The sequence below is a fragment of the Pseudomonas jessenii genome, from assembly GCF_002236115.1.
GTDB lineage: Bacteria > Pseudomonadota > Gammaproteobacteria > Pseudomonadales > Pseudomonadaceae > Aquipseudomonas > Aquipseudomonas jessenii.
Map to the genome: position 1 here is coordinate 359674 of NZ_NIWT01000003.1, position 21120 is coordinate 380793.

The window sequence follows — 21120 nt, forward strand, 5'->3', positions numbered from 1 at the left end:
CTATCGCTAAACGATAGCCGGATGTCGACGGAACGTCAGGCCTGGGCTGCTAAAACACGCCTTTCCCAGGGAGTAATTTCATCATGGAAACTGGTCAGTTCCAGGGTCTTCGAAGCGATGTAGCCTTCGATGAATTCCGCGCCGAACAGTTCCTTGGCCAACTGGCTACGTTTCAGACGCTCGAGTGCCGCATGCAAGGTACACGGCAACGAAAGATTGTCCGGCACCTCGAACTCACCCTGGATCGGCGCGCTCGGCTCCAATGTCTTCTCGATGCCATGCAACCCCGCCGCCAGGCTTGCGGCAATCGCCAGATACGGGTTGGCATCGGCCCCCGGCAAGCGGTTCTCAACCCGACGGGCCACCGGCAAACTGGCCGGAATGCGCAGGCCGGCCGCCCGGTTGTCGTAGGACCAACAGGCATTATTCGGTGAGGCGTAAGGGTGGCACAAGCGCTGATAGGAGTTCACGTTCGGCGCAAACAACGCAGTGAAATCGGCCATGCACGTTTGCTGACCGGCAATGAAGTGGCGGAAGGTGGCCGTCTCCTGCCCCGCCTCGTCGCTGAACACGTTACGCCCGGAATCGATCTCGACCACACTCTGATGGATATGCATCGAACTGCCCGGCGTATGCGCCAACGGCTTGGCCATGCACACCACGCTCAGGCCGTGCTTGAGGGCCACTTCCTTGAGCAGGTGCTTGAACAGGAATGTCTGGTCGGCCAGCAGCAGCGGATCACCGTGCAGCAGATTGATCTCGAACTGGCTGACACCCATTTCGTGCATGAAGGTATCGCGAGGCAACCCCAACGCAGCCATGCACTCGTAGACTTCATTGAAGAACGGCCGCAAGCCGTTGTTGGAACTGACGCTGAACGCCGACTGACCATCTTCGCGGCGACCGTCCAGCCCCAGTGGCGGTTGAAAAGCCAGGGTCGGATCGGTGTTGGGTGCGAAGACAAAAAACTCGAGCTCGGTCGCCACCACAGGCGCCAGGCCGCGGGCCGCGTAACGGGCAATCACTGCCTTGAGCTGACCACGGGTCGACAGGTTGGAACTGGTGGTGGTGCCCAGTTCATCCGCATCGCAAATGGCCAAGGCCCGCGGTGGATGGCTCCAGGGCAAGCGATGGATTTGTGCAGGGTCCGGGATCAGCGCCAGGTCGCCGTCATCGCTGCCGTAAAACCGTGCCGGCGGATATCCGCCCATGATGCATTGCAGCAGCACGCCCCGCGCCATCTGCAAACGTCGACCGTCGAGAAACCCCTCGGAGGTCATCACTTTGCCCCGTGGTACGCCATTCAAATCCGGCGTGACACATTCAACTTCATCAATGCCCGTCAATCGCTGCGCGAGTGAACTCAGGCCAACGGTCGTCATGACGCTATCCTTGTTATTGTGCGGGCCGCGAACGGCGACCGTACAAAATAGGCTCCACGTGTTCGGAATTTCAAGCAGCGTCGAAAAAAATGCTGTCTGTCAGGGCAGGTAAAGGCGGAACACCCCTCCGCCCAACGGCCCGCCATTGCTGATTTCGGTACGTCCACCCACGCCGTTGCGCTGATGCAGCGCGGCAATTCGCCCGGCAAAGTACAGGCCCAGCCCGGTGCTACCGGTGCTTTGATTGATACCCTGCACGTAATCGACCTGACGTTCGATCATCTGCGCCGGATACCCCTCGCCATCGTCATTGATGGTCAACACCAGTTGTCCGGCTTCGTCGCTGACGCTGATCAAAACGGCATGCCGTGCAAAGCGAATGGCGTTGTTGATGCAGTTGGCCAATACCGACGCGATCAACTCACGATCGAAGAAACCCAGCGGGCTCAGCGGGTCCACTTCATAGGTGACCATGATCCCGCGGCTGGCGAACACCTCCTGATGACAGGCCAGCTGCGCTTCGATGAAGTCGTCCAGTTCATGATAGGCCGGTTGCAGCGGCATCTGGTTGACGCCGAGCTTGTATAGCCCCAGCAACTGCACCAGCATGCCGTTGAGGTGGGCGAATTCGAAGTCGATCACACCCTGCTCCGGCGCCTGCCGCGCCGACTCCGGCAATCGCCCCAGCCACTGGCTGTGGGCCTGCATCAGCATGGCCAGCGAGTTCTTCATATCGTGCACGGTCGAGGCGATCACCGTGGAGAAATCCAGTGCCGGTTCGTTGTCGTTCATTGGCCAAACGCCTTGCTTTTCAGCTTCTGGTAACGCGGATAGCGCGCGTCGGTGTCGGGCATCAGGCCGACCATTTTCAGGCAAACCCGGCACTCCTCCAGCTCTGCCGAGGGAACGCTGGTATCGGTGCCATGCAACAATGACTGCGCCATGTTCAGGGCGATACTGATGTTCTTCGGTTGCATCGCCAGGGCCCTGCGAAATACCTGCCGGGCCTCCACCAGGTTGCCGGTCTTGTACACGCGCACGCCCTGACGGTTGAGTTCCGCGGCGGCGTTGCCGGAATTGAGGATGCTCGGGTCGTCGGTCTGCTTGGCGATGTCCTTCATGACCACCGGATCGTCACCGTAGATTTCCACGCAGTTTTTCAGCATCGCGGTACCGGCCTCTGTCTGCCCGAGCAGTTTCAGTTGCTTGGCCACCAGCAACGCCGCTTCGGCGCTCATGAATTGCTCCATGCCGTCCAGACGCAGCAAGGCTTGCTCGGTAAGCTTGTCGGCCGTCTCGGCGTCGTTGAGCAACAGGCTGGTGGCCTTCATCAGGCGCGCGCGGATTTGCAGGCCCGGATCGGAAGGGTTTTCCTTGGCCACGGCACTCAATGTGGTGTTGATTTCCAGACGGGTCCGCGTGTCCAGGCCCCGTTCGCTGCCCTTGCTGATCAATGCATGGGCCAGGCCGAGGTTGCTCTCGGCATCCTTGAACCGCGACTGCGCACCCTGGCTTACAGCCTGGCGATAGGCCTTGGCCGCCGTGTCGAAGTCCTCGTTGGTCATCGCCAGCTTGCCCAGCAACGCCTGGCGGCGCACCGCCAGCGGCGACAGGCGAATCGCCTCTTCCAGGACGCGCTGCGCCCCCTTAGTGTCCCCTTCGGCGACCAATACATCCGCCATGCCGTCATACAGCGACGGCATCATCGGGAAGACTTTCAGGGCTTTCTCATAAATGCCCTTGGCCTGCCCGACCTGACCGCGCTTGAACAGCAACTTGCCCAACCCGGCAAACGCCCATGGCAACGGGCGGTCGGCGATGATGCTGTCATAGAGGCGCTCCAGCGCTTCGTTCTGATTCAGATCGCGCAGGGCATCGGCGCGATAGCGCAGGCACAACGGCGAGTAACGAATATCTTGTTTGCACAGGGCGATACAGGCGTTGAGCACCTCCATCGGCTTGCCCCGGTCGAGGGCCTGCAGGATCGGCTTGAGCAGAGTCTTGCGCTGCTCCAGGCGCTCCAGGCGCTGGGCCAGGCTGGAACGATTGAACGGCTTGGTCAGGTAGGCATCGGGCTCATGCTCCAATGCACTGAGCACCATGGCCTGGCTGGTTTCGGCGGTGACCATGACGAATACCGCCTCATGGCTGATCAGCTTTTCTTCCATCAGGTCTTCGAGCACCTGCTGGCCGTTCTTCTTGCCGTCACCCAGGTGAAAGTCCTGCAGGATGAAGTCGTAGGCCTTCTGCGAGCACATTTTCAGCGCCTGCTCACCGGTATCGGCAGTGTCCACTTCCTTGACGCCCAGTTCGCGCAACATCGACCTGACCGAACTGCGGAAGTCCGAGAAATCATCGACGATCAGAAAACGCTTTTGGTGATACGACAGCATCGAAGATTTCCAGGCAATTTAAGAAGAAGAACCCAAAGGCAAATACACGGACGGACTCAGCTTCGCAGCCCCTGTTTTGGCGCGCAGATGATAACGGGTGGCACTAGGCTATCAAACACCTTCTCATAGACAGTGCGCCCCATGCCGACCGGAAGAGACGAACAAGTCCCTGACTGCCCGTGTTATCGGCCAGCCATGGCATTCCCTTGAGAACCTTCCCCTACGCCCGTTCTGAATAGGTGTAGGCCTTACTGAAAACGAGACCTCGCGCACGAAAAAGTGCTGATACATGAACACCAGCGATACATGAACACCCGCAAATGCCGGTGGCTGACCAGACAGGGATCGCCGATAAATTGACTAAGCTGATATTAGCGTTCCTAAGTGAACACCACTCGTCGATTAATTGACGAACGCAATCCGGATCAGACCTTGGCCATTGGCCACCCATGGCGAGCCTAATACCTTGATTTTCGAGGTTTACTCCCCTCCTTGAGTACATCGCTCAGGTCTGTCCGCACCGGGCTTGTATCGAGGACTGACGGATGGACAGGTTGGCAGCGCTCCGGGCTGACCTAGAATCAGTTGAGAGGCGGGAGGGAGCACATCATCATGCGTAAACCACTGATAATTATTTGTATTGAACTTCTCTCCCGGGCTTTGCCTGCCTTATGGAAAAGTTCGCCCCACGTGCCAGTGCTGTTGATGGAAATGGCCCCCGGGTCGCTAGTTGCCAATGCCTGGGCGGGCATCATCATGGCCTCCCGGCGTTCGAATCCATCCTTCAATCGCTGCGCCCCGGTGAGCAAGTTGCTGACCCGGGAAGGCCAGCGGGTGGAGGCCATCATTGGTTTTTCAAGGAGGTCAGGAAGATCATGACTGACCAAAAAGAGCCAATTGGCGTGATGTTGATCGATTGTCGCCCCCTCGTACTCAAGGGCCTTCACGACTTGATCAATGCCAGAATGCCCTGCATGGAAGTGACAGGACAGGCCACCACCTATACCCAGGCGCTGGATCTTGCCGATCAGCTGCGGCCCGATGTCATTTTTTTCAGTTTCTTTCCGGATGCGCTGAACCCTCTGGATGTCGTCGCGGGACTCACCCGTAGCGCCGAAATGAAAGTGCTGCTGCTCAAGGGCCTGTACGAAGTCGTCCCCGCTGCCCAGGCGATAGAGGCTGGCGCTCGCGGCATCGTGCTGGCGGAAGACCCGACGGAATCGATCATCCAGGCCATCCTCAAGGTCCACCATAGCGACATCGCAATGGATAGAGCCTGGGCTGGCGGCCTTTCCGGCTATGCCGCGTCCAGACATACACCCATGAAATGCAATCTGGAGCGGGCGAAACAGGCGCGGTTGACGCTGCGCGAGAGAGAACTGATTCGCGCCATCGTGGGCGAACCGTCCGCCAAATATGTGAGCATCGCCGGGCGCCTGGGGATCAGCGAGCACACCGTGCACAACCACCTCAGCAACATCTATCAAAAGCTGGATCTCATCAACCGCATCGACTTGTTGATGTATGCGCTCAAACACGGGCTCACCAACGAAGCACCAACCGAGTCCGCCTGGGTAGAACTGGATTGAATTTCAAGTCGATGCAAGACGGCCTCCCCCCACTTTAAGGGTTAGGCCGTCACCGTTTCGCCGTCCTTTTCGGTGTCCAGGGACAGGGCTCTCGCAATACTGATGTCGTTCCCGGTAAATCCTGCCGCACCAACCTGAACCTACTCCCCCGCGCCAAATGGTCGACTGGACAACCTGAAACAAAAGGCATCGGTAAAGGTGCTCTAGGAGTGCAAATGGCAGCGCGCAAACACCCAATGAAGCAATGGGAAAAAGACCGCCGAAAAGCCCAGCCAATACTCAAAAAGCTGATGGCGTTCATATTCGGAAAAACCCATATGACCAACTCTCAGGTGACGGCAGCCTTGGCCGCACCCGACAAGGTAATGCCTGACTTGAAACCGGTGGAATACAAGGGCAATCCTAACGTGCCGGTTATCCATGAGATAATCCGGGTGATTACTGAGCTTCAGAACGTTGTCAGCGACGGCATGCCATTGGAGCGACCAGCGCCGCCTATCCAGAGCCTACGATCAATTGATGGGAGGGTGACATGAGCGAGCGCCTGCGATACCAGCGGCCGGCCGTGCCTTGCTTGTGAAACTAGGAGCGATTCATTGTGGGGCGAGGCAGAGAGCATCAGCAGTATCGCGCCCAATAGGCCGGGAAACGGTGTTCGAGTATTTCCCGCGCGCCTCTGACTTTCTCAGTTTTTATTTCCTACCCCATCATTAATCCTTAACTCCTTGTTCCTTTACATGAGGGATATTTGGAACATCCCCAGAATTGGCTTCCAGCGCGTCTCCCCTTGCGAGCCGTCCGACGCACCATAGATGCACCACATACGGGGCAGGAATTCGATACTGGCGAACGCGAAGAGCCAGTTGCAGTCGGGTGTGTCGGGGTTAGCCCCCCCGGGTTTCGAGCAGGTTGTACAGGAGCTCTTTTGGGAACCTCGATGGTGACGAGTGTAGGTGCAGGCAGATTGATCCCCAAAGCCGCGCAATCCACTTGGGCCTGTGCACGCTCTTCAAGTGCCTGCAAGAGAGATTGATCTGGCGCAGACTTAGCGGATAGGCACCGTGGCGCCGCAGATTGCAAAGCAGCCAGACCCGAACGAAGCTTTTTCTGCAAATCAATCTGTCTAGCTGCGGATGCGGAACGTGCTGCGTTTTCGGCTTGGATATCAGATGGATCTGGCGAGGTATTGTAGCGGAACTTAGCCTCGTGACTTTGGCGCCATGCGAGCATTTTTCCAGTAAATGCCTCGCCAAACCCCGGCACCGCACGAACAGCAGAAGCCGTTACGTCAGCAGCAGTCTCAATACCAAAGGAGGCCAACGTAGCAGTCTTCGCAGGTCCGATACCCGGTATTGTTGCGCGTCTGATCAGAAACCGATCCAAGAAATCTATTCTCTGACGCGCCTCTCGCGTCGACTTCAGCTTTGTCAGAACATCCGCGAGATCCCCTTCAACCTGCCGATATCGGGCTACACAGTCTTCCAAGTCGGCACGCAGAACAATAATCTCTTTCAGGCCAATGCGCTGCAAATGTGCCATGGATAGCAAATGCACCCGACTATCAGCATCCACGTAAGCCTTGCGAAATGGCGCTGGATCCACCTTAGCCTTTGTGAAGAATGCTACCAAGCCGTAAACACCCAGGGCTCCCCAAAAGAGCCCTAACCGAGGCACGTTGACAAATCCGATGATTGCCGCCAACAACGCCAGAACGCCGTAGATGGTTTTCTCTGGGCTATTGCTCTTTGCCTGCGTAACTGCGGCACTCGGCGGGCCCACATTTCCGCCCCAGGTAGGCAGGGCTTCTTCCGGCCGAGGAATCCGCACCGCTTTGATAGCAGCCCATACCGCCTCAAGATCGAAGGACCCTGCCGTAGGTATATTCCCCGCGACAAGGCCCAATGGGAACATTTCGAAACCAGATTGACTTGCGAGCCGACACCAAAGACAGCTACCTGCCGCACCAGGAAAATAGTGAGTCGGTACATTTGCACATTGACGTAGGCTAGTTTCGAGTCCTTGAAGCAAACTCACCCACGCAACCGGGTCCGGGCGAGAGGTAGCAACAAGACCGAACGCTGACTCAAATGCTACGGCAAGCGATGGTGGGAAATCTGCTAACAGCACCGAACCGGGTGGCGGTGAGGTCCGCGTATCGTCGCGTCGCGCAATTGAAAAGGCAAAACGGTTCTGCGCAATCGACTGACCCAGACTAAGATCTGCACCACTAAAACGGCCAGAATAGGGGTGTTTCCCCATGACCAGCAATTGAAAGATGGCAACTGCGAGTCCGAAGTTGTCATGTGCCTGAGTGCGCTTGACACTACTAAAACTGACACCATGGAGTTCTGGGGGCGTGAAGTCCTCCATACCAACAACACAGGGATAGGACTGCCCTTTCAAACTAAACTGAAAGCTATCGGCATCAATCAGTGCAACGGTGGCGTCCTGCGCAACAAGAACTCCGGAATGGTTGAGATCCCCAATAATACAGCCAGCTTTATGCACCGTCGCGACGGCACGCGCAACGTTTTGCGCCACCCGTACCAGAAACCGATAGTCCGCTTTTGGAAAATGGATTTTGCGTGACTTCGGGCTGTACAGTTCATGGAGCGGCCTGTACCCCGCAACCAGCCGCATAGAAAAACCAGCGAAGTTGCCAGAGGAGTCAGTAACCACCTCGGATGGGAAAGCTACCAGAGTGGTCGCTTCAGCCAACCGCCCCTCTACCATCGCTCTAACCTTACTTTCGCGGGAGCGCCGAATCTCAGCTTTGTAGATTTTCACTGCACGATCGGCATGCCCCACCAGCGCGTACACATCCCCCTCGCCTCCTTTGCCGAGGCGTTTATCGAGCTGCTCATTCTTACCGGCGATCCGTACCGGCGGCGATTTCATCGACATGAAACGAGGATGAGTGTCTTGTCGTCATCCGTTCGCTCGCAGAGCGCAGGACTGTCCAGATACCGCGCAAGTGCGCCTGACAATTCAACCAAGCGCCCCTCTCCTCCCATCTGGTCGACCGGCTTAAGCATTGGATCAAAGAACCTAGCAAAAGGCTGCTGTGTTGCTTGCTCCAAAGCGACTGCCTCCAACCCATCCGAAAACAAAGCGAAGGCGTCATACTCAAGATCCATATTAAAAGTATGCAGCCGAACCTCAGGATCATCCGTAACGAAATAGGTTGTCGAAGCAAACTCTCCATTTTCTGGCCAGCACAAGGCCTCCCATACTCCAGCCTTACGAGCGACAAGCGCGCTGTCGCCAATCTGCAAAGCCAAGACACGTCCTTTGAAAACCACCAGCATCACCAGCGTCGCTGCGAACTGTCGTCGAGTTAGTCCACGCCGCGCTGCGACCTCGGAGAGAAGGTCTCTCACCAGATCAATCCAACACAGGATCACCTCATTATCTGGCAAGCAGTTATGGTGTTCGAACCATGAACGGAAGTTGGCTATTAGGCTGCGGCAAATCAAGGACGCACCTTGCCCACCGTAACTCGCGCTGCCCGCTCCGTCGGAGACTACAGCGCAGAACGCATGTGGGTTGATCCGAGCCACACTGTAGGCATCCTGCTTTCGCGTCCCCATACGCTGATGAGACGTGCCAACACACGAGGCAGCCGCCCAACGCCAACGAGGACTATCCAGCAATTGCCCAACCCTCTGGGCCAGTCGGATTGGCAAGTGGAACTGCATCGCCTGGATTCGATTGCGATACAGCGCTTAAAGAGCTGGATAGCCAAGCAAAGAGTTCCCGAAACGCCAAACCCTTGAGCTTTAATGGTTGACGTGTACCCAACTGCGAGAGAGCCGACATATCCGCACCATCGACACCAACGGAGTAGAACATGAACTCTTTACGCTCTTCCCCTTCGTGGACACGTCGACGTGCCTCCTGCCAATCGTCAGTCGGGGCTCCATCGGTAATCAGAAATACCCAAGGACGGTAGTACTTAACGCCATTGGAGCGGTAACGGTCCTTGCGCTCGCGCAGGAGATCCAATGCCCGCACAACGGCCTCCCCCATAGGCGTCACACCACTTGCTTCCATCACCTCGGGGAAAAAACCGTCGACAGTCGTGAATTCGGTACGAACATTGACAGGACCAAAAGTCACTACTGCTAACTCCACACGCTTCGCCGCCATTGCATCGGCGTAGAGATCATCTTTGAATGACTGCAAAGCATCGTTCAGCATCTGGATGGGCGCACCGTTCATAGAGCCCGATGTGTCCAACAGAAGTATGCAAGGGCACCGTTGCTCCGGATTTTCAGCAAACTCCGCGTCTGCAAACGGCTGTTGCTCGAAATCGCTCATCTTGCCCCCTCTATCCTTTTCCGTGACGAGACTGTCGTGATAGCACGATACCAGCACGTACCGAAAAACGCACAAAATTGATCCGAACGGCGCCTCCCGCTAAGTGATGCCATGATTTTTTGGTGTTTTTAGTGCGATTTTAAATAGCGACACAGGCTGCGGGTTTCGGGTCGCGCCTTACCCACCAGAAACCGCCCCCAGGAGGCCATGTTATCGTTGTATGCAGATCAGGTTGCGAATGTTGTGGAGAGAGGATGACCAGGATAATCGCGAATTTCAAACATGACTGGCATGACCAGCTGTTAGAGCAGATGAGGTCTGCCTGGGGGGATCAGGTTGATAAGATCGAGAGGGAGGAAGTGCCATTTAGGTTTTTTGACTCCCTGCGTCGAGACGCCAACCCCAAACCGAGACGAATTGAAATTGCCAATGGCTTTGCGTGCCCCGCTGAATATGACGTTGGCTGGAGAAACCTACAAAAAAAGATTGAAGCTGGCGAATCGCTGAAACCCCACCAGAGCAAAGATCATAAAAGTTTTAGCAACCAAGATGGTCTACTTGATGACTGGGGTGTACATCATTTCCACTTGGGTGTTGGTCCACATCCCAAATATCCCGGCTTCGTTGAGCGAACCCCGCACGTCGTTTTTGCCCTTGTTACCGATGATGTCTTTTACGCAATCAACACCTACTTGCATGAGGGATGGGCGAGCACTGAAGTCGTAGAAACGCTGCATCAAAATTGGCCCGACGTAATACGCCAGTTTGTAATTCACGGAACTCCATCCGACCCCGTGACCGAAGCACAGCGTACGACATTGCGTAAAAAACGCGCTAACTGCTTTGTCACGGTAATGGATGGGACTGTCTATGGGCCGCTCGGTGGAGCTATGAGCTCGGCGGGTGTTGCTATTGATGCCGTGATGCGTACGGACGTTTGTCACGATCAGATCGAGCGTTTTCAGCGCTCCGTTGAGGAGTCGGTCGAGCAAATTGTTGCCCAGCTGAAAATCCTTGGCCATACCGTCGTAGATGACCTACACGCAAAGTATGTGATTTTGGATGGCGAAATGGCAGTTGGATTACCCGATTACGGCCTTACCCTCAAGATCGCATTCAAACCACACAGAAGCAGGACAGGGTGGGAGCGGTTTGTCTTGTGCGTTAAAAAAAGGGGCAACCACTCGCGTATCACACCTAAAAGGCTACACCCGCTTTGCTCACGGCATAAGTCGCAAAGGCGTGCAGAACAATAGAGGAGGTGTGCGAGGCGCTATGAAACCATCAATGGTTTCATTAGCTTAGGTTTCTTAAGCCGGCGGCAGCCTCAAAAACAGAACTTCTGCTACGGATGTGCAGAACAGGCTACGCGCTGAGACAACCAACCACTCCGCCATGAGGTTTAAATAGCATGGCTGTAAGCCTCGCGGTAGCTCTCAACTGCTAGCCCAGTGATAGCCCAACGACTTTCAAAGAAAGTTTGTAACTCGGCAGGCCCTTGATTTATATGGTGTCCCAGGGCAGGTTCGAACTGCCAACCTTCCCCTTAGGAGGGGGATGCTCTATCCAATTGAGCTACTGAGACACAGGTTGACCGCGACGATACGCGGTGCGATGGACGGCGTGCATGTTAACGGCCGGGCTGGCTTTTGTCATGTCGTCCGTAGGCTTTTTAAGTGTAGGCAGACGCCTCGGCCGGGCGCGGACTTGTTTACCATGCAAATTGCATCACTGCAAAAAGCCATCATTGCAAAATGCAATATGGCGCTTTACCAAAAATAACTTAATTCATTGTTTTTAAAGAATTTAATTGTCGATAGACTCTGGCATGCGAGCTGCTTCTGCTGTTCTCACAGAACAACCGAGGTACGCCCCATGAAGAGCGCCCTTTCACTCTTGTCTGCAATCGCACTGGTGGTTTTAGCAGGCGTTCATTTTGTTCCCCAGAGCAGCGCTACGCAGGTTGCCCAACGTATGCCGCATTACCTTCAGTTGCAGAAGGCACCGCAGCTGGCAGTGACGAGCGACCGGCACAGCCTTGTCAGTCAGGAGATCGACCAGGAAAACATCCTGATGCCGGCTCCGTCTGCCGAACGTTTGGTATTTTGAATGACCTTTACCAGGAGCACAGCATGTCCAGATCAGCCGCGAGTTTCTTCACCCTCGCCTTGTTGAGCGGCATTTTCCATCTGTCATTGACCCAGGACATGGTCGTCACTCTCCCCCTGATCGCCTGTGGCGTATTCAGCACGCTGTTCGTGCTCGCATTGATCGCCGGGCGCAAGATCAAGTTTGATCCGGTACTGCGTTGATCCTGACATGGCAGACCCGCTGCAAGGGCCTGCCATCCATCCTGAATTCACCCCCGCTATACGACTTCCCCTAGTAAATCGGCAATTTGCCACTATCCTATAAAAGACAAGGAACAGGGTCCGAGTTCACTTTTTCCTGCCCGCCGGCAACCTTTCGTCGGGTGGAGAAAGCGATAAGCGATGCGGCCTGGTCGAACTTTTCAAACCAGTCCGCGTTTCTGATAATTGGTGCTGGCAGAACGCCTTTATTCGGTTCAATATTTGTCACATAATTGGCGCCAAGGATCTGGCTGCTTTGAGGCATGATGCGCGCCTCTATCAATTCAGGTTGAACATTTGGTCAGAGCGCTTGTCCTACCAGACATCCTGCGGCCAATCCCGAAAACCGCTCCCCTGAACTAACCGGTTAAATATATGCGCCCATTGAAACAGGCAATTTATTCCAGCCGTACGGCTGACAAGTTCGTCGTACGTCTGCCAGACGGAATGCGTGAACGCATTGCCGAGGTGGCTCGCAATCATCATCGCAGCATGAACTCCGAAATCATTGCGCGCCTTGAGCAGAGTCTTATTCAGGAAGGCGCACTGGGAGAAGAGTTGAGCATGCGCCTGGACAGCCCGGAGCTTTCCTTGCACGAACGGGAGTTGCTGCAGCGCTTCCGCCAGCTCTCCCATCGACAGCAGAACGCCCTTGTTTCGCTGATCGCCCATGACGCTGAAATGACCGCCGACGCTTCCTGATTCTGCCAGTAAGCCCAAGCCAGCCTGATCGCTGGCTTTTTTTTGCCTGAAATCCGGGCACAAAAAAACCCGCCAAAGACGGGTTTTCGATGAACGAGGCTTCAGAGCAGGAAGATTGTCGCCAACCCCAGGAAGATGAAGAAGCCGCCGCTGTCGGTCATGGCCGTGATCATCACGCTGGCCCCCATCGCCGGGTCGCGCCCCATCTTCGCCAGGGTCATCGGGATCAAAACCCCCATCAACGCCGCCAGTAGCAAGTTAAGCGTCATCGCGGCGGTCATCACCACGCCCAAAGACCAACTGCCATAGAGCAGGTAGGCAACCACACCGATCACCCCGCCCCAGATCACGCCGTTGATCAGCGCTACCGCCAATTCCTTGCGCATCAGGCGCGAGGTATTGCCGGTGCTCACCTGGTCCAGCGCCATGGCCCGAACAATCATGGTGATGGTCTGGTTACCCGAGTTACCACCGATCCCCGCCACGATCGGCATCAACGCCGCAAGCGCCACGAGCTTCTCGATCGAACCCTCAAACAAACCGATGACCCGAGAAGCCACGAACGCGGTAATCAGGTTGATCGCCAGCCAGGCCCAACGGTTACGCAGGGATTTCCAGACCGACGCAAAAATGTCTTCTTCTTCACGCAGACCCGCCATGTTGAGAACTTCGCTTTCGCTCTCTTCACGGATCAGGTCGACCATTTCATCGATGGTCAGACGGCCGATCAGCTTGCCGTTCTTGTCGACCACGGGTGCGGAGATCAAGTCATAACGCTCGAATGCCTGGGCGGCATCGTAGGCGTCTTCGTCCGGGTGGAAACTCACCGGATCGCTGGCCATCACCTCGGAAACCTGTTTGTCCGGATCGTTGACCAGCAAACGCTTGATCGGCAACACGCCCTTGAGCACGCCGTCGTAATCGACCACGAACAGTTTGTCGGTGTGGCCCGGCAACTCCTTGAGACGGCGCAGGTAACGCAAGACCACTTCAAGGCTGACATCCTCGCGGATGGTCACCATCTCGAAGTCCATCAGCGCACCGACCTGCTCCTCGTCATAGGACAGAGCCGAACGCACGCGCTCGCGTTGTTGCTGGTCGAGGGTCTCCATGAGCTCATGGACGACGTCTCGCGGCAGCTCGGAGGCCAGGTCAGCGAGTTCGTCGGCATCCATGTCCTTGGCGGCTGCCAGGAGCTCGTGATCGTCCATGTCGGCGATCAGTGATTCACGGACCGAATCGGATACTTCAAGAAGGATGTCGCCGTCGCGATCGGCCTTGACCAGTTGCCAGAGCGTCAGACGATCGTCCAGCGGCAAGGCTTCAAGGATGTAGGCGACGTCGGCGGAGTGCAGGTCATCGAGTTTGCGTTGCAACTCGACGAGGTTCTGCCGGTGGACCAGGTTCTCGACCCGGTCATGATGCGGGCCTTCCTGGCGGTGAGTCAGGTCTTCTACAACTCGCTGGCGCTGCAGCAACTCAACCACCTGAGCCAGGCGATCCTGCAAGCTTTCCTGCGTTTTCTTTACTTCAACTTCGGACATAGGCGAACTCCACTCCCAGCAGCGGGGCACGCCGGAAGGATCAATCAGTCAATTCATGATTGGTGAAACGGGGTACTGAGTAACTACTGGGTAAGTCCATGGAGGTATTCCACAAGCCCCGGCGGGGCTGACGGGCGCAATGATACACCGCCTGACGGTTTTAAACGTTAAAAAATCTCGGCTGAAACAAGCGCTTGCACAACAAACCTGAGCATCGGCCTGATCCATGAAAATGCGACGACGTATTCCGAAAAGAAAACACACACCCCTTCGAAAATTGTAGCCGCTACCCTTGAAAAGGAACGTCACGGAGGACGCCTGATGCCATCAGTTGCTCAATTCTTTTTGGTTTTCACCCTGCTCAGCCCCCTGCCCTTGGCGGTCGCCACCACCGTTCAGCGCTGTGAGGCTGCCAATGGGCGCATTACCTTCACCACACTGGGTTGTGCCGCGGGAGAGAATGTTTCACTTCAGGACGCCCGCGCCTTTACACCTGGCAGCACGATGGCGCTAATGCCGCCAGCCGAGCCCCGCGAAACATCAGGTATGAAAATTCCAAGCAGAGAGCCGACCGTGGTCGGTCAGGCGCAGGACAAGTGTGGAAACCTGATCAATGCCAGGGAGCGCCGGGAGGCGATCATCAATCAGCGAGTGATCGCCGGCATGAGCCAGCAAGACGTCGAAAGCGCCCTCGGCAAGCCAGACAGGATCAGTATTCGAAATTCAGCCACGAGCTACCGCTACGACACCCTGCGAGGTCGTAGTGCACAGGTGGAGTTCGACGAGAGGGGATGCACGAAAGGAAAAGCCAAATCCCGGACGGCAAAAAGCCCGCATTAAATGCGGGCTTTCTGTTGTATGGTGCACTCGACAGGATTCGAACCTGTGACCGCTCGGTTCGTAGCCGAGTACTCTATCCAGCTGAGCTACGAGTGCAATTTGTGTTTTTATACCAGATCACAACTGGTTGAAACCAAGTTACTTACATTGCTGTAACTAACTCTTAAATGGTGCACTCGACAGGATTCGAACCTGTGACCGCTCGGTTCGTAGCCGAGTACTCTATCCAGCTGAGCTACGAGTGCATTTGTTGCCGCGCATTATAGGCCGTCTAATCTCTATGTCAAGCACTTTTTCTAGTAATTTCAACAACTTACCGAAAAAGCCAGATTACAACGTACTACGCAAATAATGGCGGAGAACGGGGGATTCGAACCCCCGACACCCTTTTGAGGTGTACTCCCTTAGCAGGGGAGCGCCTTCGGCCACTCGGCCAGCTCTCCGCAACACGGGGCGTATATTAACCAGCTTCTTCCCCGTTTGCAAACATAAAAAACGATAAAAATTAATGGCTTGGTTCTTCGTCCTTCTCTTTCTTGATACGCAGGTAAATTTCTTCCCGGTGAACAGCTACCTCTTTGGGGGCATTAACACCGATGCGCACTTGATTTCCTTTGACGCCGAGCACGGTCACGGTGATTTCGCCATCACCGATAATCAGGCTTTCTGCACACCGACGAGTCAGAATCAGCATACCTTTCTCCTCACGCATTACATTTCAGGGACAACAGTCTGCAAAAAAAAGGCACTCGACCCACAACCGGAGCGGTCGCAGCCCTACATGCCTGAGTATTGACTAGCGCGAGCAAAAGAACAGTCTCGGGGGTCACGCCATTCAAAAAAACAAAAGGCGCGGTCAGACCGCGCCTTTTGGCAAACGCATCACTCGCCCTGGCGGGCCGGTGCGTCCAGTTCGAAAGCCGTGTGCAGAGCGCGCACAGCCAGTTCCAGATACTTCTCTTCGATCACTACGGAGACTTTGATTTCCGAAGTCGAGATCATCTGGATGTTGATGCTTTCCTTGGCCAGGGATTCGAACATGCGGCTGGCCACGCCTGCGTGAGAGCGCATGCCAACGCCGACGATCGACACCTTGGCGATCTTGGTGTCGCCCACGACTTCACGGGCACCCAGCTCGCCAGCGGTTTTTTCCAGCACGGCTTGCGCCGCCTGGTAGTCGTTGCGGTGCACGGTGAAGGTGAAGTCGGTGGTGTTATCGTGCGCGACGTTCTGCACGATCATGTCGACCTCGATGTTCGCGGCACTGATCGGGCCGAGAATCTTGAAGGCAACGCCCGGGATGTCTGGCACGCCACGGATGGTCAGCTTGGCTTCATCGCGGTTGAAAGCGATACCGGAAATGATCGGCTGTTCCATGGTTTCCTCTTCATCAATAGTAATGAGGGTGCCCGGACCCTCCTTGAAGCTGTGCAGTACGCGCAGCGGAACGTTGTACTTGCCGGCGAACTCGACCGCGCGGATCTGCAACACCTTGGAACCGAGGCTGGCCATTTCCAGCATCTCTTCGAAGGTGATCTTGTCCAGGCGCTGAGCCACGGACACCACACGCGGGTCGGTGGTGTAGACGCCGTCGACGTCGGTGTAGATCTGGCATTCGTCAGCCTTCAGGGCTGCCGCCAGCGCCACGCCGGTGGTGTCGGAACCGCCACGACCGAGGGTGGTGATGTTGCCGTGCTCGTCGACGCCCTGGAAACCGGCGACAACCACCACACGACCTGCCTTCAGGTCACCGCGAATCTTCTGGTCATCAATCTGCAAGATACGCGCTTTATTGTGCGCGCTATCCGTCAGAATCCGCACCTGGTTGCCGGTGTACGACACCGCCGGCACGCCGCGCTTGATCAGCGCCATGGCCAACAGGGCAATCGTCACCTGCTCACCGGTGGAAACGATCACGTCCAGCTCGCGCGGAACCGGTTGGCCGTCGCCACTGATTTGCTTGGCCAGATCGATCAGACGGTTGGTTTCGCCGCTCATTGCAGACAGCACAACCACCAGGTCATCGCCGGCATCGCGGAATTTCTTAACCTTGTCGGCGACCTGCTCGATTCTCTCGACAGTGCCGACCGAGGTGCCTCCAAATTTCTGTACGATCAAAGCCATTTCAAAGCCGCCTCTGCCCATGAAGGGCGCCCAAATAATCACTCAAACAGCGTTGCGGCCCACCACTAGACTGCGGGCCGCAAGTACTGCCTTATAGACCCTGCTCTACAAACGGAACGGTCAGGGCCAGTGCCGCATCCAGTGCGCCAGCGTCGGTACCGCCGCCTTGCGCCATGTCTGGACGACCACCACCCTTCCCGCCCACTGCCGCAGCGGCTTGCTTCATCAAATCACCGGCTTTGAGTTGGCCAGTCAGGTCTTTGGTTACGCCTGCAACCAGAACGACCTTTTCCTCATGGACACTGCCGAGCAGGATCACTGCGCGGCCGAGTTTGTTTTTCAGTTGATCGACCAGCGCCAGCAGCGCCTTGCCATCCTGACCGTCCAGACGCACGGCCAGCACTTTCACATCCTTGACGTCCAGCGCCTGGGCCGACAGATTGTCGCCCGCGGCACTGGCAGCCTTGGCTTGCAACTGCTCGAGCTGCTTCTCCAGCAGACGGTTGCGCTCCAGCACAGCCGACAGCTTGTCGATCAGGTTATCGCGGCTGCCCTTGACCAGGCTGGCCGCTTCCTTGAGTTGTTCTTCCGCCGCGTTCAAGTAAGCCAGCGCTTGCGCACCGGTGACTGCCTCGATACGACGCACGCCCGATGCCACACCGCCTTCGCTGATGATTTTCAGCAGGCCGATGTCGCCGGTACGGTTCGCATGGATACCGCCGCACAGCTCGACGGAGAAATCGCCCATGCTCAGTACGCGTACGTTGTCGCCGTATTTTTCGCCGAACAGCGCCATGGCGCCTTTCTGCTTGGCGGTTTCGATATCGGTTTCTTCGGTTTCAACTTCGGAGTTCTTGCGAATCTCGGCGTTGACGATGTCTTCCAGCGCTTTCAGTTGTTCAGGCTTGATGGCTTCGAAGTGGCTGAAGTCGAAGCGCAGGCGCTGACTGTCGACCAGCGAGCCTTTCTGCTGAACATGATCGCCCAGCACCTGACGCAATGCTGCGTGCAGCAAGTGAGTCGCGGAATGGTTCAGCGAAGTGGCGTGACGCACGTCGGCATCCACCTGCGCCTGAACTGGCGAGCCAACGATCAGGCTGCCCGAATCCAGCACACCGTGGTGCAGGAACGCACCGCCGGTCTTGGTGGTGTCGCGCACGTCGAAACGCGCAGCGCCAGCCTGGAGGAAGCCGCAATCACCGATCTGACCACCGGACTCCGCATAGAACGGCGTCTGATCGAGAACGACCACGCCCTCTTCGCCTTCGCTCAACACGTCGACCGATTGCCCGTCCTTATAGAGAGCAACGATTTTGGCGGAACCGCTGTGAGCGGTGTAACCGGTGAATTCGGTGTCCACATCAACCTTGACCAGGCTGTTGTAGTCCATGCCGAAGGAACTGGCGGAACGGGCACGAACGCGCTGGGCTTCCATCTCGCGCTCGAAACCTTCTTCGTCGATGGTCAGGCTGCGCTCGCGAGCGATGTCGCCGGTCAGGTCCATCGGGAAGCCATAGGTGTCGTAGAGTTTGAACACCACGTCGCCCGGCACCACGTCGCCCTTGAGCTCAGCCAGATCCTGCTCGAGGATCTTCAGGCCCTGCTCCAGGGTCTTGGCGAATTGTTCCTCTTCGGCCTTCAGCACGCGTTCAATGTGCGCCTGCTGGGATTTCAGCTCAGGGAACGCTTCGCCCATCTCGGCGACCAGGGCCGCGACGATCTGATAGAAGAAGCTGCCCTTGGCGCCCAGCTTGTTGCCGTGACGGCAGGCGCGACGGATGATCCGGCGCAGCACGTAGCCACGACCTTCGTTGGACGGCAGCACGCCGTCGGCGATCAGGAAACCGCAGGAACGGATGTGGTCAGCCACGACTTTCAGCGAAGCCTGAGCGTCGTTGGTGCAACCGATGGCCTTGGCCGAAGCGCTCAGCAGGCTCTGGAACAGGTCGATTTCATAGTTCGAGTGAACGTGCTGCAGCACGGCACTGATCCGCTCCAGGCCCATGCCGGTGTCGACCGACGGCGCTGGCAGCGGGTGCAACACGCCATCGGCGGTGCGGTTGAACTGCATGAACACGTTGTTCCAGATTTCGATGTAACGGTCGCCGTCTTCTTCCGGCGAGCCCGGCGGGCCACCCCAGATGTCGGCGCCGTGATCGTAGAAAATCTCGGTGCAAGGACCGCACGGGCCGGTATCGCCCATGGTCCAGAAGTTGTCGGAGGCGTACGGTGCGCCCTTGTTGTCGCCGATGCGCACCATGCGCTCGGCCGGAACCCCGATTTCCTTGGTCCAGATGTCGTACGCCTCGTCATCGCTGGCGTAGACGGTGACCCAGAGCTTTTCCTTCGGCAGGTTCAACCACTTGTCGGAAGTCAGGAAGTTCCAGGCGTAGCTGATGGCATCACGCTTGAAATAATCACCGAAGCTGAAGTTACCCAGCATTTCGAAGAAGGTGTGGTGACGAGCGGTATAACCGACGTTTTCCAGGTCGTTGTGCTTGCCGCCGGCGCGCACGCATTTCTGGCTGCTGACAGCGCGGGTGTACGCGCGCTTTTCCTGGCCCAGGAAGCAGTCCTTGAACTGGTTCATCCCCGCGTTGGTGAACAGCAGGGTTGGGTCGTTGCCCGGAATCAAAGAGCTGGAGGCTACACGGGTGTGGCCTTGCTCTTCGAAGAAGCGAAGGAAGGCTTCACGGATTTCTGCGCTTTTCATTAGGTTCTTCCACGGAGGCTGCGGCCAAAGGCCTGTTCGAAACGTCAACAGACGAAGCGACGGCAAAGGGCCGCATTATATCGGCCCTGCGCGCGGGGTACAGCGTGTTTATACGATAGAAACGGTCAATTGGAGTGCTAACGCTATCACTTGCGCGAAAAGTCGACGAATGTCGCGACGACCTGCTCGATTTGCGCACGGCTGACGTCCATGTGCGTGACCATGCGCAGACGCGCGGCGGCACTGAGCTTGATCCCGCGCTTGGCGGCAAAGGCCTTGATGGCCTCGGCCTGGTCGCCCATCTGCACGTAAACCATGTTGGTCTGCACCGGTTCGACCTCGAACCCCGCCCCGCGCAGGCCTTCGGCCAGCAACTGCGCGTTGGCATGGTCATCGGCCAGGCGCTCTACGTTGTTATCCAGCGCATACAGGCCTGCCGCTGCGAGAACACCGGCCTGACGCATGCCGCCACCGACCATCTTGCGCAGGCGCCGGGCCTTGCCGATCAGCTCGGCCGAGCCGCAGAGCACCGAACCGACCGGTGCGCCCAGGCCTTTGGACAGGCACACCGAGACGGAATCGAAATACTGGGTGATTTCCCGGGCATCCACACCCTGCTTCACTGCCGCGTTGTACAGACGTGCGCCGTCCAGGTGTAGTTGCAAGCCATGCTCGCGGGTAAAACTGCGTGCCCGTGCCAGGTATTCCAGTGGCAGGACCTTGCCTTGCATGGTGTTTTCCAGCGCCAGCAAACGGGTGCGGGCGAAATGGAAGTCGTCCGGCTTGATCGCAGCAGCGACCTGCGCCAGGTCCAGCGAACCATCGGCCTGCACTTCCAGCGGTTGCGGCTGGATCGAGCCAAGCACCGCCGCGCCACCCCCTTCGTACTTATAAGTGTGGGCCTGCTGGCCGACGATGTACTCGTCACCGCGCTCGCAATGGGCCATCAACCCCAGCAGGTTGCTCATGGTGCCGGTCGGCACGAACAGTGCTGCGGCGAAACCAAGGCGCCTGGCCAATTCGGCTTCCAGGTGATTGACCGTCGGATCTTCGCCATACACGTCATCGCCGGTGGCGGCCTTGGTCATTGCCTCAAGCATGCCGGCGCAAGGTTGGGTGACGGTGTCGCTGCGAAGATCGATAACACTCATGAATCTGGCCT

Annotated in this window: 19 protein-coding genes and 4 tRNA genes; 7 read left to right on the forward strand and 16 right to left on the reverse strand. The window is 57.0% G+C overall.

Annotated features, from left to right (window positions below; all coding sequences use genetic code 11):
* Positions 1-35: 35 nt before the first annotated feature.
* The 3 genes from PSJE_RS10815 to PSJE_RS10825 all read right to left on the reverse strand — a co-directional run bounded on the left by PSJE_RS10815 (position 36) and on the right by PSJE_RS10825 (position 3775).
* Positions 36-1280, reverse strand: coding sequence for a glutamine synthetase family protein (locus PSJE_RS10815; protein ID WP_167362901.1), 1245 nt, complete (start codon positions 1278-1280; stop codon positions 36-38).
* Between the two features lie 201 nt (positions 1281-1481).
* A complete protein-coding gene (locus PSJE_RS10820; RefSeq protein WP_090457309.1) occupies positions 1482-2174 on the reverse strand; it encodes a sensor histidine kinase in 693 nt (230 codons plus the stop codon).
* Positions 2171-3775 (reverse strand): tetratricopeptide repeat-containing response regulator, encoded by a 1605-nt coding sequence (locus PSJE_RS10825; protein WP_090457311.1) that lies wholly within the window; start codon positions 3773-3775, stop codon positions 2171-2173. The genes PSJE_RS10820 and PSJE_RS10825 overlap by 4 nt, the downstream gene beginning before the upstream one ends.
* An 875-nt stretch (positions 3776-4650) precedes the next feature.
* Between PSJE_RS10825 and PSJE_RS10835 the strand changes: the two genes are divergently transcribed.
* Together PSJE_RS10835 and PSJE_RS10840 are read left to right on the forward strand one after the other, a co-directional pair.
* Complete coding sequence (locus PSJE_RS10835; RefSeq protein ID WP_057713621.1) at positions 4651-5364, forward strand: response regulator transcription factor; 714 nt, start codon at positions 4651-4653, stop codon at positions 5362-5364.
* A 215-nt stretch (positions 5365-5579) separates the two neighbouring features.
* The gene (locus tag PSJE_RS10840; protein WP_090457315.1) at positions 5580-5900 is read left to right on the forward strand and encodes a hypothetical protein; all 321 of its coding nucleotides are present in this window, start codon (positions 5580-5582) and stop codon (positions 5898-5900) included.
* 181 nt (positions 5901-6081) lie between these two features.
* Here PSJE_RS10840 and PSJE_RS10845 read toward each other — a convergent pair whose 3' ends face one another.
* Genes PSJE_RS10845 through PSJE_RS10855 form a run of 3 tightly spaced genes read right to left on the reverse strand, consistent with a single transcriptional unit; the run spans position 6082 to position 9684 of the window.
* Positions 6082-8262, reverse strand: a complete 2181-nt coding sequence (locus PSJE_RS10845) for a protein kinase domain-containing protein (RefSeq protein ID WP_159439191.1) — start codon at positions 8260-8262, stop codon at positions 6082-6084.
* Positions 8259-9062 carry a PP2C family serine/threonine-protein phosphatase gene (locus tag PSJE_RS10850; protein ID WP_268876121.1) on the reverse strand — a complete coding sequence of 268 codons (804 nt, stop codon included), beginning with the start codon at positions 9060-9062 and terminating at the stop codon, positions 8259-8261. Before PSJE_RS10850 ends, PSJE_RS10845 begins: the two co-directional genes overlap by 4 nt.
* The gene (locus tag PSJE_RS10855; protein WP_090457321.1) at positions 9007-9684 is read right to left on the reverse strand and encodes a vWA domain-containing protein; all 678 of its coding nucleotides are present in this window, start codon (positions 9682-9684) and stop codon (positions 9007-9009) included. Before PSJE_RS10855 ends, PSJE_RS10850 begins: the two co-directional genes overlap by 56 nt.
* A 254-nt stretch (positions 9685-9938) precedes the next feature.
* On the opposite strand from PSJE_RS10855, the gene PSJE_RS10860 reads away from it, so the two are divergent.
* Positions 9939-10940 carry a hypothetical protein gene (locus PSJE_RS10860; RefSeq protein WP_090457323.1) on the forward strand — a complete coding sequence of 334 codons (1002 nt, stop codon included), beginning with the start codon at positions 9939-9941 and terminating at the stop codon, positions 10938-10940.
* Positions 10941-11192: 252 nt separating this feature from the next.
* On the opposite strand, the gene PSJE_RS10865 is transcribed toward PSJE_RS10860, so the two are convergent.
* A tRNA-Arg gene (locus PSJE_RS10865) sits at positions 11193-11269 on the reverse strand.
* 290 nt (positions 11270-11559) lie between these two features.
* Here PSJE_RS10865 and PSJE_RS10875 point away from each other — a divergent pair.
* Together PSJE_RS10875 and PSJE_RS10880 are read left to right on the forward strand one after the other, a co-directional pair.
* Positions 11560-11793 (forward strand): hypothetical protein, encoded by a 234-nt coding sequence (locus PSJE_RS10875; protein WP_057713620.1) that lies wholly within the window; start codon positions 11560-11562, stop codon positions 11791-11793.
* 23 nt (positions 11794-11816) lie between these two features.
* The gene (locus PSJE_RS10880) at positions 11817-11996 is read left to right on the forward strand and encodes a PA3371 family protein (RefSeq protein WP_057713619.1); all 180 of its coding nucleotides are present in this window, start codon (positions 11817-11819) and stop codon (positions 11994-11996) included.
* 97 nt (positions 11997-12093) lie between these two features.
* Here the strand turns inward: PSJE_RS10880 and PSJE_RS10885 are convergent, their stop codons facing one another.
* Positions 12094-12300: a hypothetical protein gene (locus PSJE_RS10885; protein ID WP_079246716.1), complete on the reverse strand. Its 207-nt coding sequence runs from the start codon at positions 12298-12300 to the stop codon at positions 12094-12096.
* Between the two features lie 110 nt (positions 12301-12410).
* Between PSJE_RS10885 and PSJE_RS10890 the strand changes: the two genes are divergently transcribed.
* A complete protein-coding gene (locus PSJE_RS10890; protein WP_008066583.1) occupies positions 12411-12737 on the forward strand; it encodes an Arc family DNA-binding protein in 327 nt (108 codons plus the stop codon).
* A gap of 101 nt (positions 12738-12838) precedes the next feature.
* On the opposite strand, the gene mgtE is transcribed toward PSJE_RS10890, so the two are convergent.
* Positions 12839-14281, reverse strand: a complete 1443-nt coding sequence (gene mgtE / locus PSJE_RS10895) for a magnesium transporter (protein ID WP_007971042.1) — start codon at positions 14279-14281, stop codon at positions 12839-12841.
* Positions 14282-14602: 321 nt separating this feature from the next.
* Between mgtE and PSJE_RS10900 the strand changes: the two genes are divergently transcribed.
* Positions 14603-15121 (forward strand): cell envelope protein SmpA, encoded by a 519-nt coding sequence (locus PSJE_RS10900; protein ID WP_090457327.1) that lies wholly within the window; start codon positions 14603-14605, stop codon positions 15119-15121.
* Between the two features lie 19 nt (positions 15122-15140).
* Here the strand turns inward: PSJE_RS10900 and PSJE_RS10905 are convergent.
* From PSJE_RS10905 to ltaE, 7 genes are all read right to left on the reverse strand, one after another.
* Positions 15141-15217 (reverse strand) — tRNA-Arg (locus PSJE_RS10905).
* A 72-nt stretch (positions 15218-15289) separates the two neighbouring features.
* Positions 15290-15366, reverse strand: a tRNA-Arg gene (locus PSJE_RS10910).
* A 107-nt stretch (positions 15367-15473) separates the two neighbouring features.
* Positions 15474-15564: transfer RNA gene (locus tag PSJE_RS10915), tRNA-Ser, on the reverse strand.
* A gap of 62 nt (positions 15565-15626) precedes the next feature.
* The gene (csrA, locus tag PSJE_RS10920) at positions 15627-15815 is read right to left on the reverse strand and encodes a carbon storage regulator CsrA (protein WP_002554426.1); all 189 of its coding nucleotides are present in this window, start codon (positions 15813-15815) and stop codon (positions 15627-15629) included.
* 188 nt (positions 15816-16003) lie between these two features.
* Positions 16004-17245: an aspartate kinase gene (locus PSJE_RS10925; RefSeq protein WP_007971040.1), complete on the reverse strand. Its 1242-nt coding sequence runs from the start codon at positions 17243-17245 to the stop codon at positions 16004-16006.
* Between the two features lie 91 nt (positions 17246-17336).
* A complete protein-coding gene (gene alaS, locus PSJE_RS10930; RefSeq protein ID WP_090457328.1) occupies positions 17337-19958 on the reverse strand; it encodes an alanine--tRNA ligase in 2622 nt (873 codons plus the stop codon).
* Between the two features lie 146 nt (positions 19959-20104).
* Positions 20105-21109 (reverse strand): low-specificity L-threonine aldolase, encoded by a 1005-nt coding sequence (gene ltaE, locus PSJE_RS10935; protein WP_090457330.1) that lies wholly within the window; start codon positions 21107-21109, stop codon positions 20105-20107.
* Between the last annotated feature and the right edge of the window lie 11 nt (positions 21110-21120).

Excerpts from the sequence above, each read along its gene's own strand:
- PSJE_RS10925 (WP_007971040.1), bottom strand. The coding sequence starts at position 17,245 with ATGGCTTTGATCGTACAGAAATTTGGAGGCACCTCGGTCGGCACTGTC.
- PSJE_RS10880 (WP_057713619.1), top strand. The coding sequence starts at position 11,817 with ATGTCCAGATCAGCCGCGAGTTTCTTCACCCTCGCCTTGTTGAGCGGC.
- PSJE_RS10825 (WP_090457311.1), bottom strand. The coding sequence starts at position 3,775 with ATGCTGTCGTATCACCAAAAGCGTTTTCTGATCGTCGATGATTTCTCG.
- PSJE_RS10875 (WP_057713620.1), top strand. The coding sequence starts at position 11,560 with ATGAAGAGCGCCCTTTCACTCTTGTCTGCAATCGCACTGGTGGTTTTA.
- PSJE_RS10850 (WP_268876121.1), bottom strand. The coding sequence starts at position 9,062 with ATGCAGTTCCACTTGCCAATCCGACTGGCCCAGAGGGTTGGGCAATTG.
- PSJE_RS10885 (WP_079246716.1), bottom strand. The coding sequence starts at position 12,300 with ATGCCTCAAAGCAGCCAGATCCTTGGCGCCAATTATGTGACAAATATT.
- PSJE_RS10835 (WP_057713621.1), top strand. The coding sequence starts at position 4,651 with ATGACTGACCAAAAAGAGCCAATTGGCGTGATGTTGATCGATTGTCGC.
- csrA (WP_002554426.1), bottom strand. The coding sequence starts at position 15,815 with ATGCTGATTCTGACTCGTCGGTGTGCAGAAAGCCTGATTATCGGTGAT.
- PSJE_RS10815 (WP_167362901.1), bottom strand. The coding sequence starts at position 1,280 with ATGACCTCCGAGGGGTTTCTCGACGGTCGACGTTTGCAGATGGCGCGG.
- PSJE_RS10845 (WP_159439191.1), bottom strand. The coding sequence starts at position 8,262 with ATGAAATCGCCGCCGGTACGGATCGCCGGTAAGAATGAGCAGCTCGAT.
- mgtE (WP_007971042.1), bottom strand. The coding sequence starts at position 14,281 with ATGTCCGAAGTTGAAGTAAAGAAAACGCAGGAAAGCTTGCAGGATCGC.
- PSJE_RS10860 (WP_090457323.1), top strand. The coding sequence starts at position 9,939 with ATGACCAGGATAATCGCGAATTTCAAACATGACTGGCATGACCAGCTG.
- PSJE_RS10820 (WP_090457309.1), bottom strand. The coding sequence starts at position 2,174 with ATGAACGACAACGAACCGGCACTGGATTTCTCCACGGTGATCGCCTCG.
- PSJE_RS10890 (WP_008066583.1), top strand. The coding sequence starts at position 12,411 with ATGCGCCCATTGAAACAGGCAATTTATTCCAGCCGTACGGCTGACAAG.
- ltaE (WP_090457330.1), bottom strand. The coding sequence starts at position 21,109 with ATGAGTGTTATCGATCTTCGCAGCGACACCGTCACCCAACCTTGCGCC.
- PSJE_RS10900 (WP_090457327.1), top strand. The coding sequence starts at position 14,603 with ATGCCATCAGTTGCTCAATTCTTTTTGGTTTTCACCCTGCTCAGCCCC.
- PSJE_RS10840 (WP_090457315.1), top strand. The coding sequence starts at position 5,580 with ATGGCAGCGCGCAAACACCCAATGAAGCAATGGGAAAAAGACCGCCGA.
- PSJE_RS10855 (WP_090457321.1), bottom strand. The coding sequence starts at position 9,684 with ATGAGCGATTTCGAGCAACAGCCGTTTGCAGACGCGGAGTTTGCTGAA.
- alaS (WP_090457328.1), bottom strand. The coding sequence starts at position 19,958 with ATGAAAAGCGCAGAAATCCGTGAAGCCTTCCTTCGCTTCTTCGAAGAG.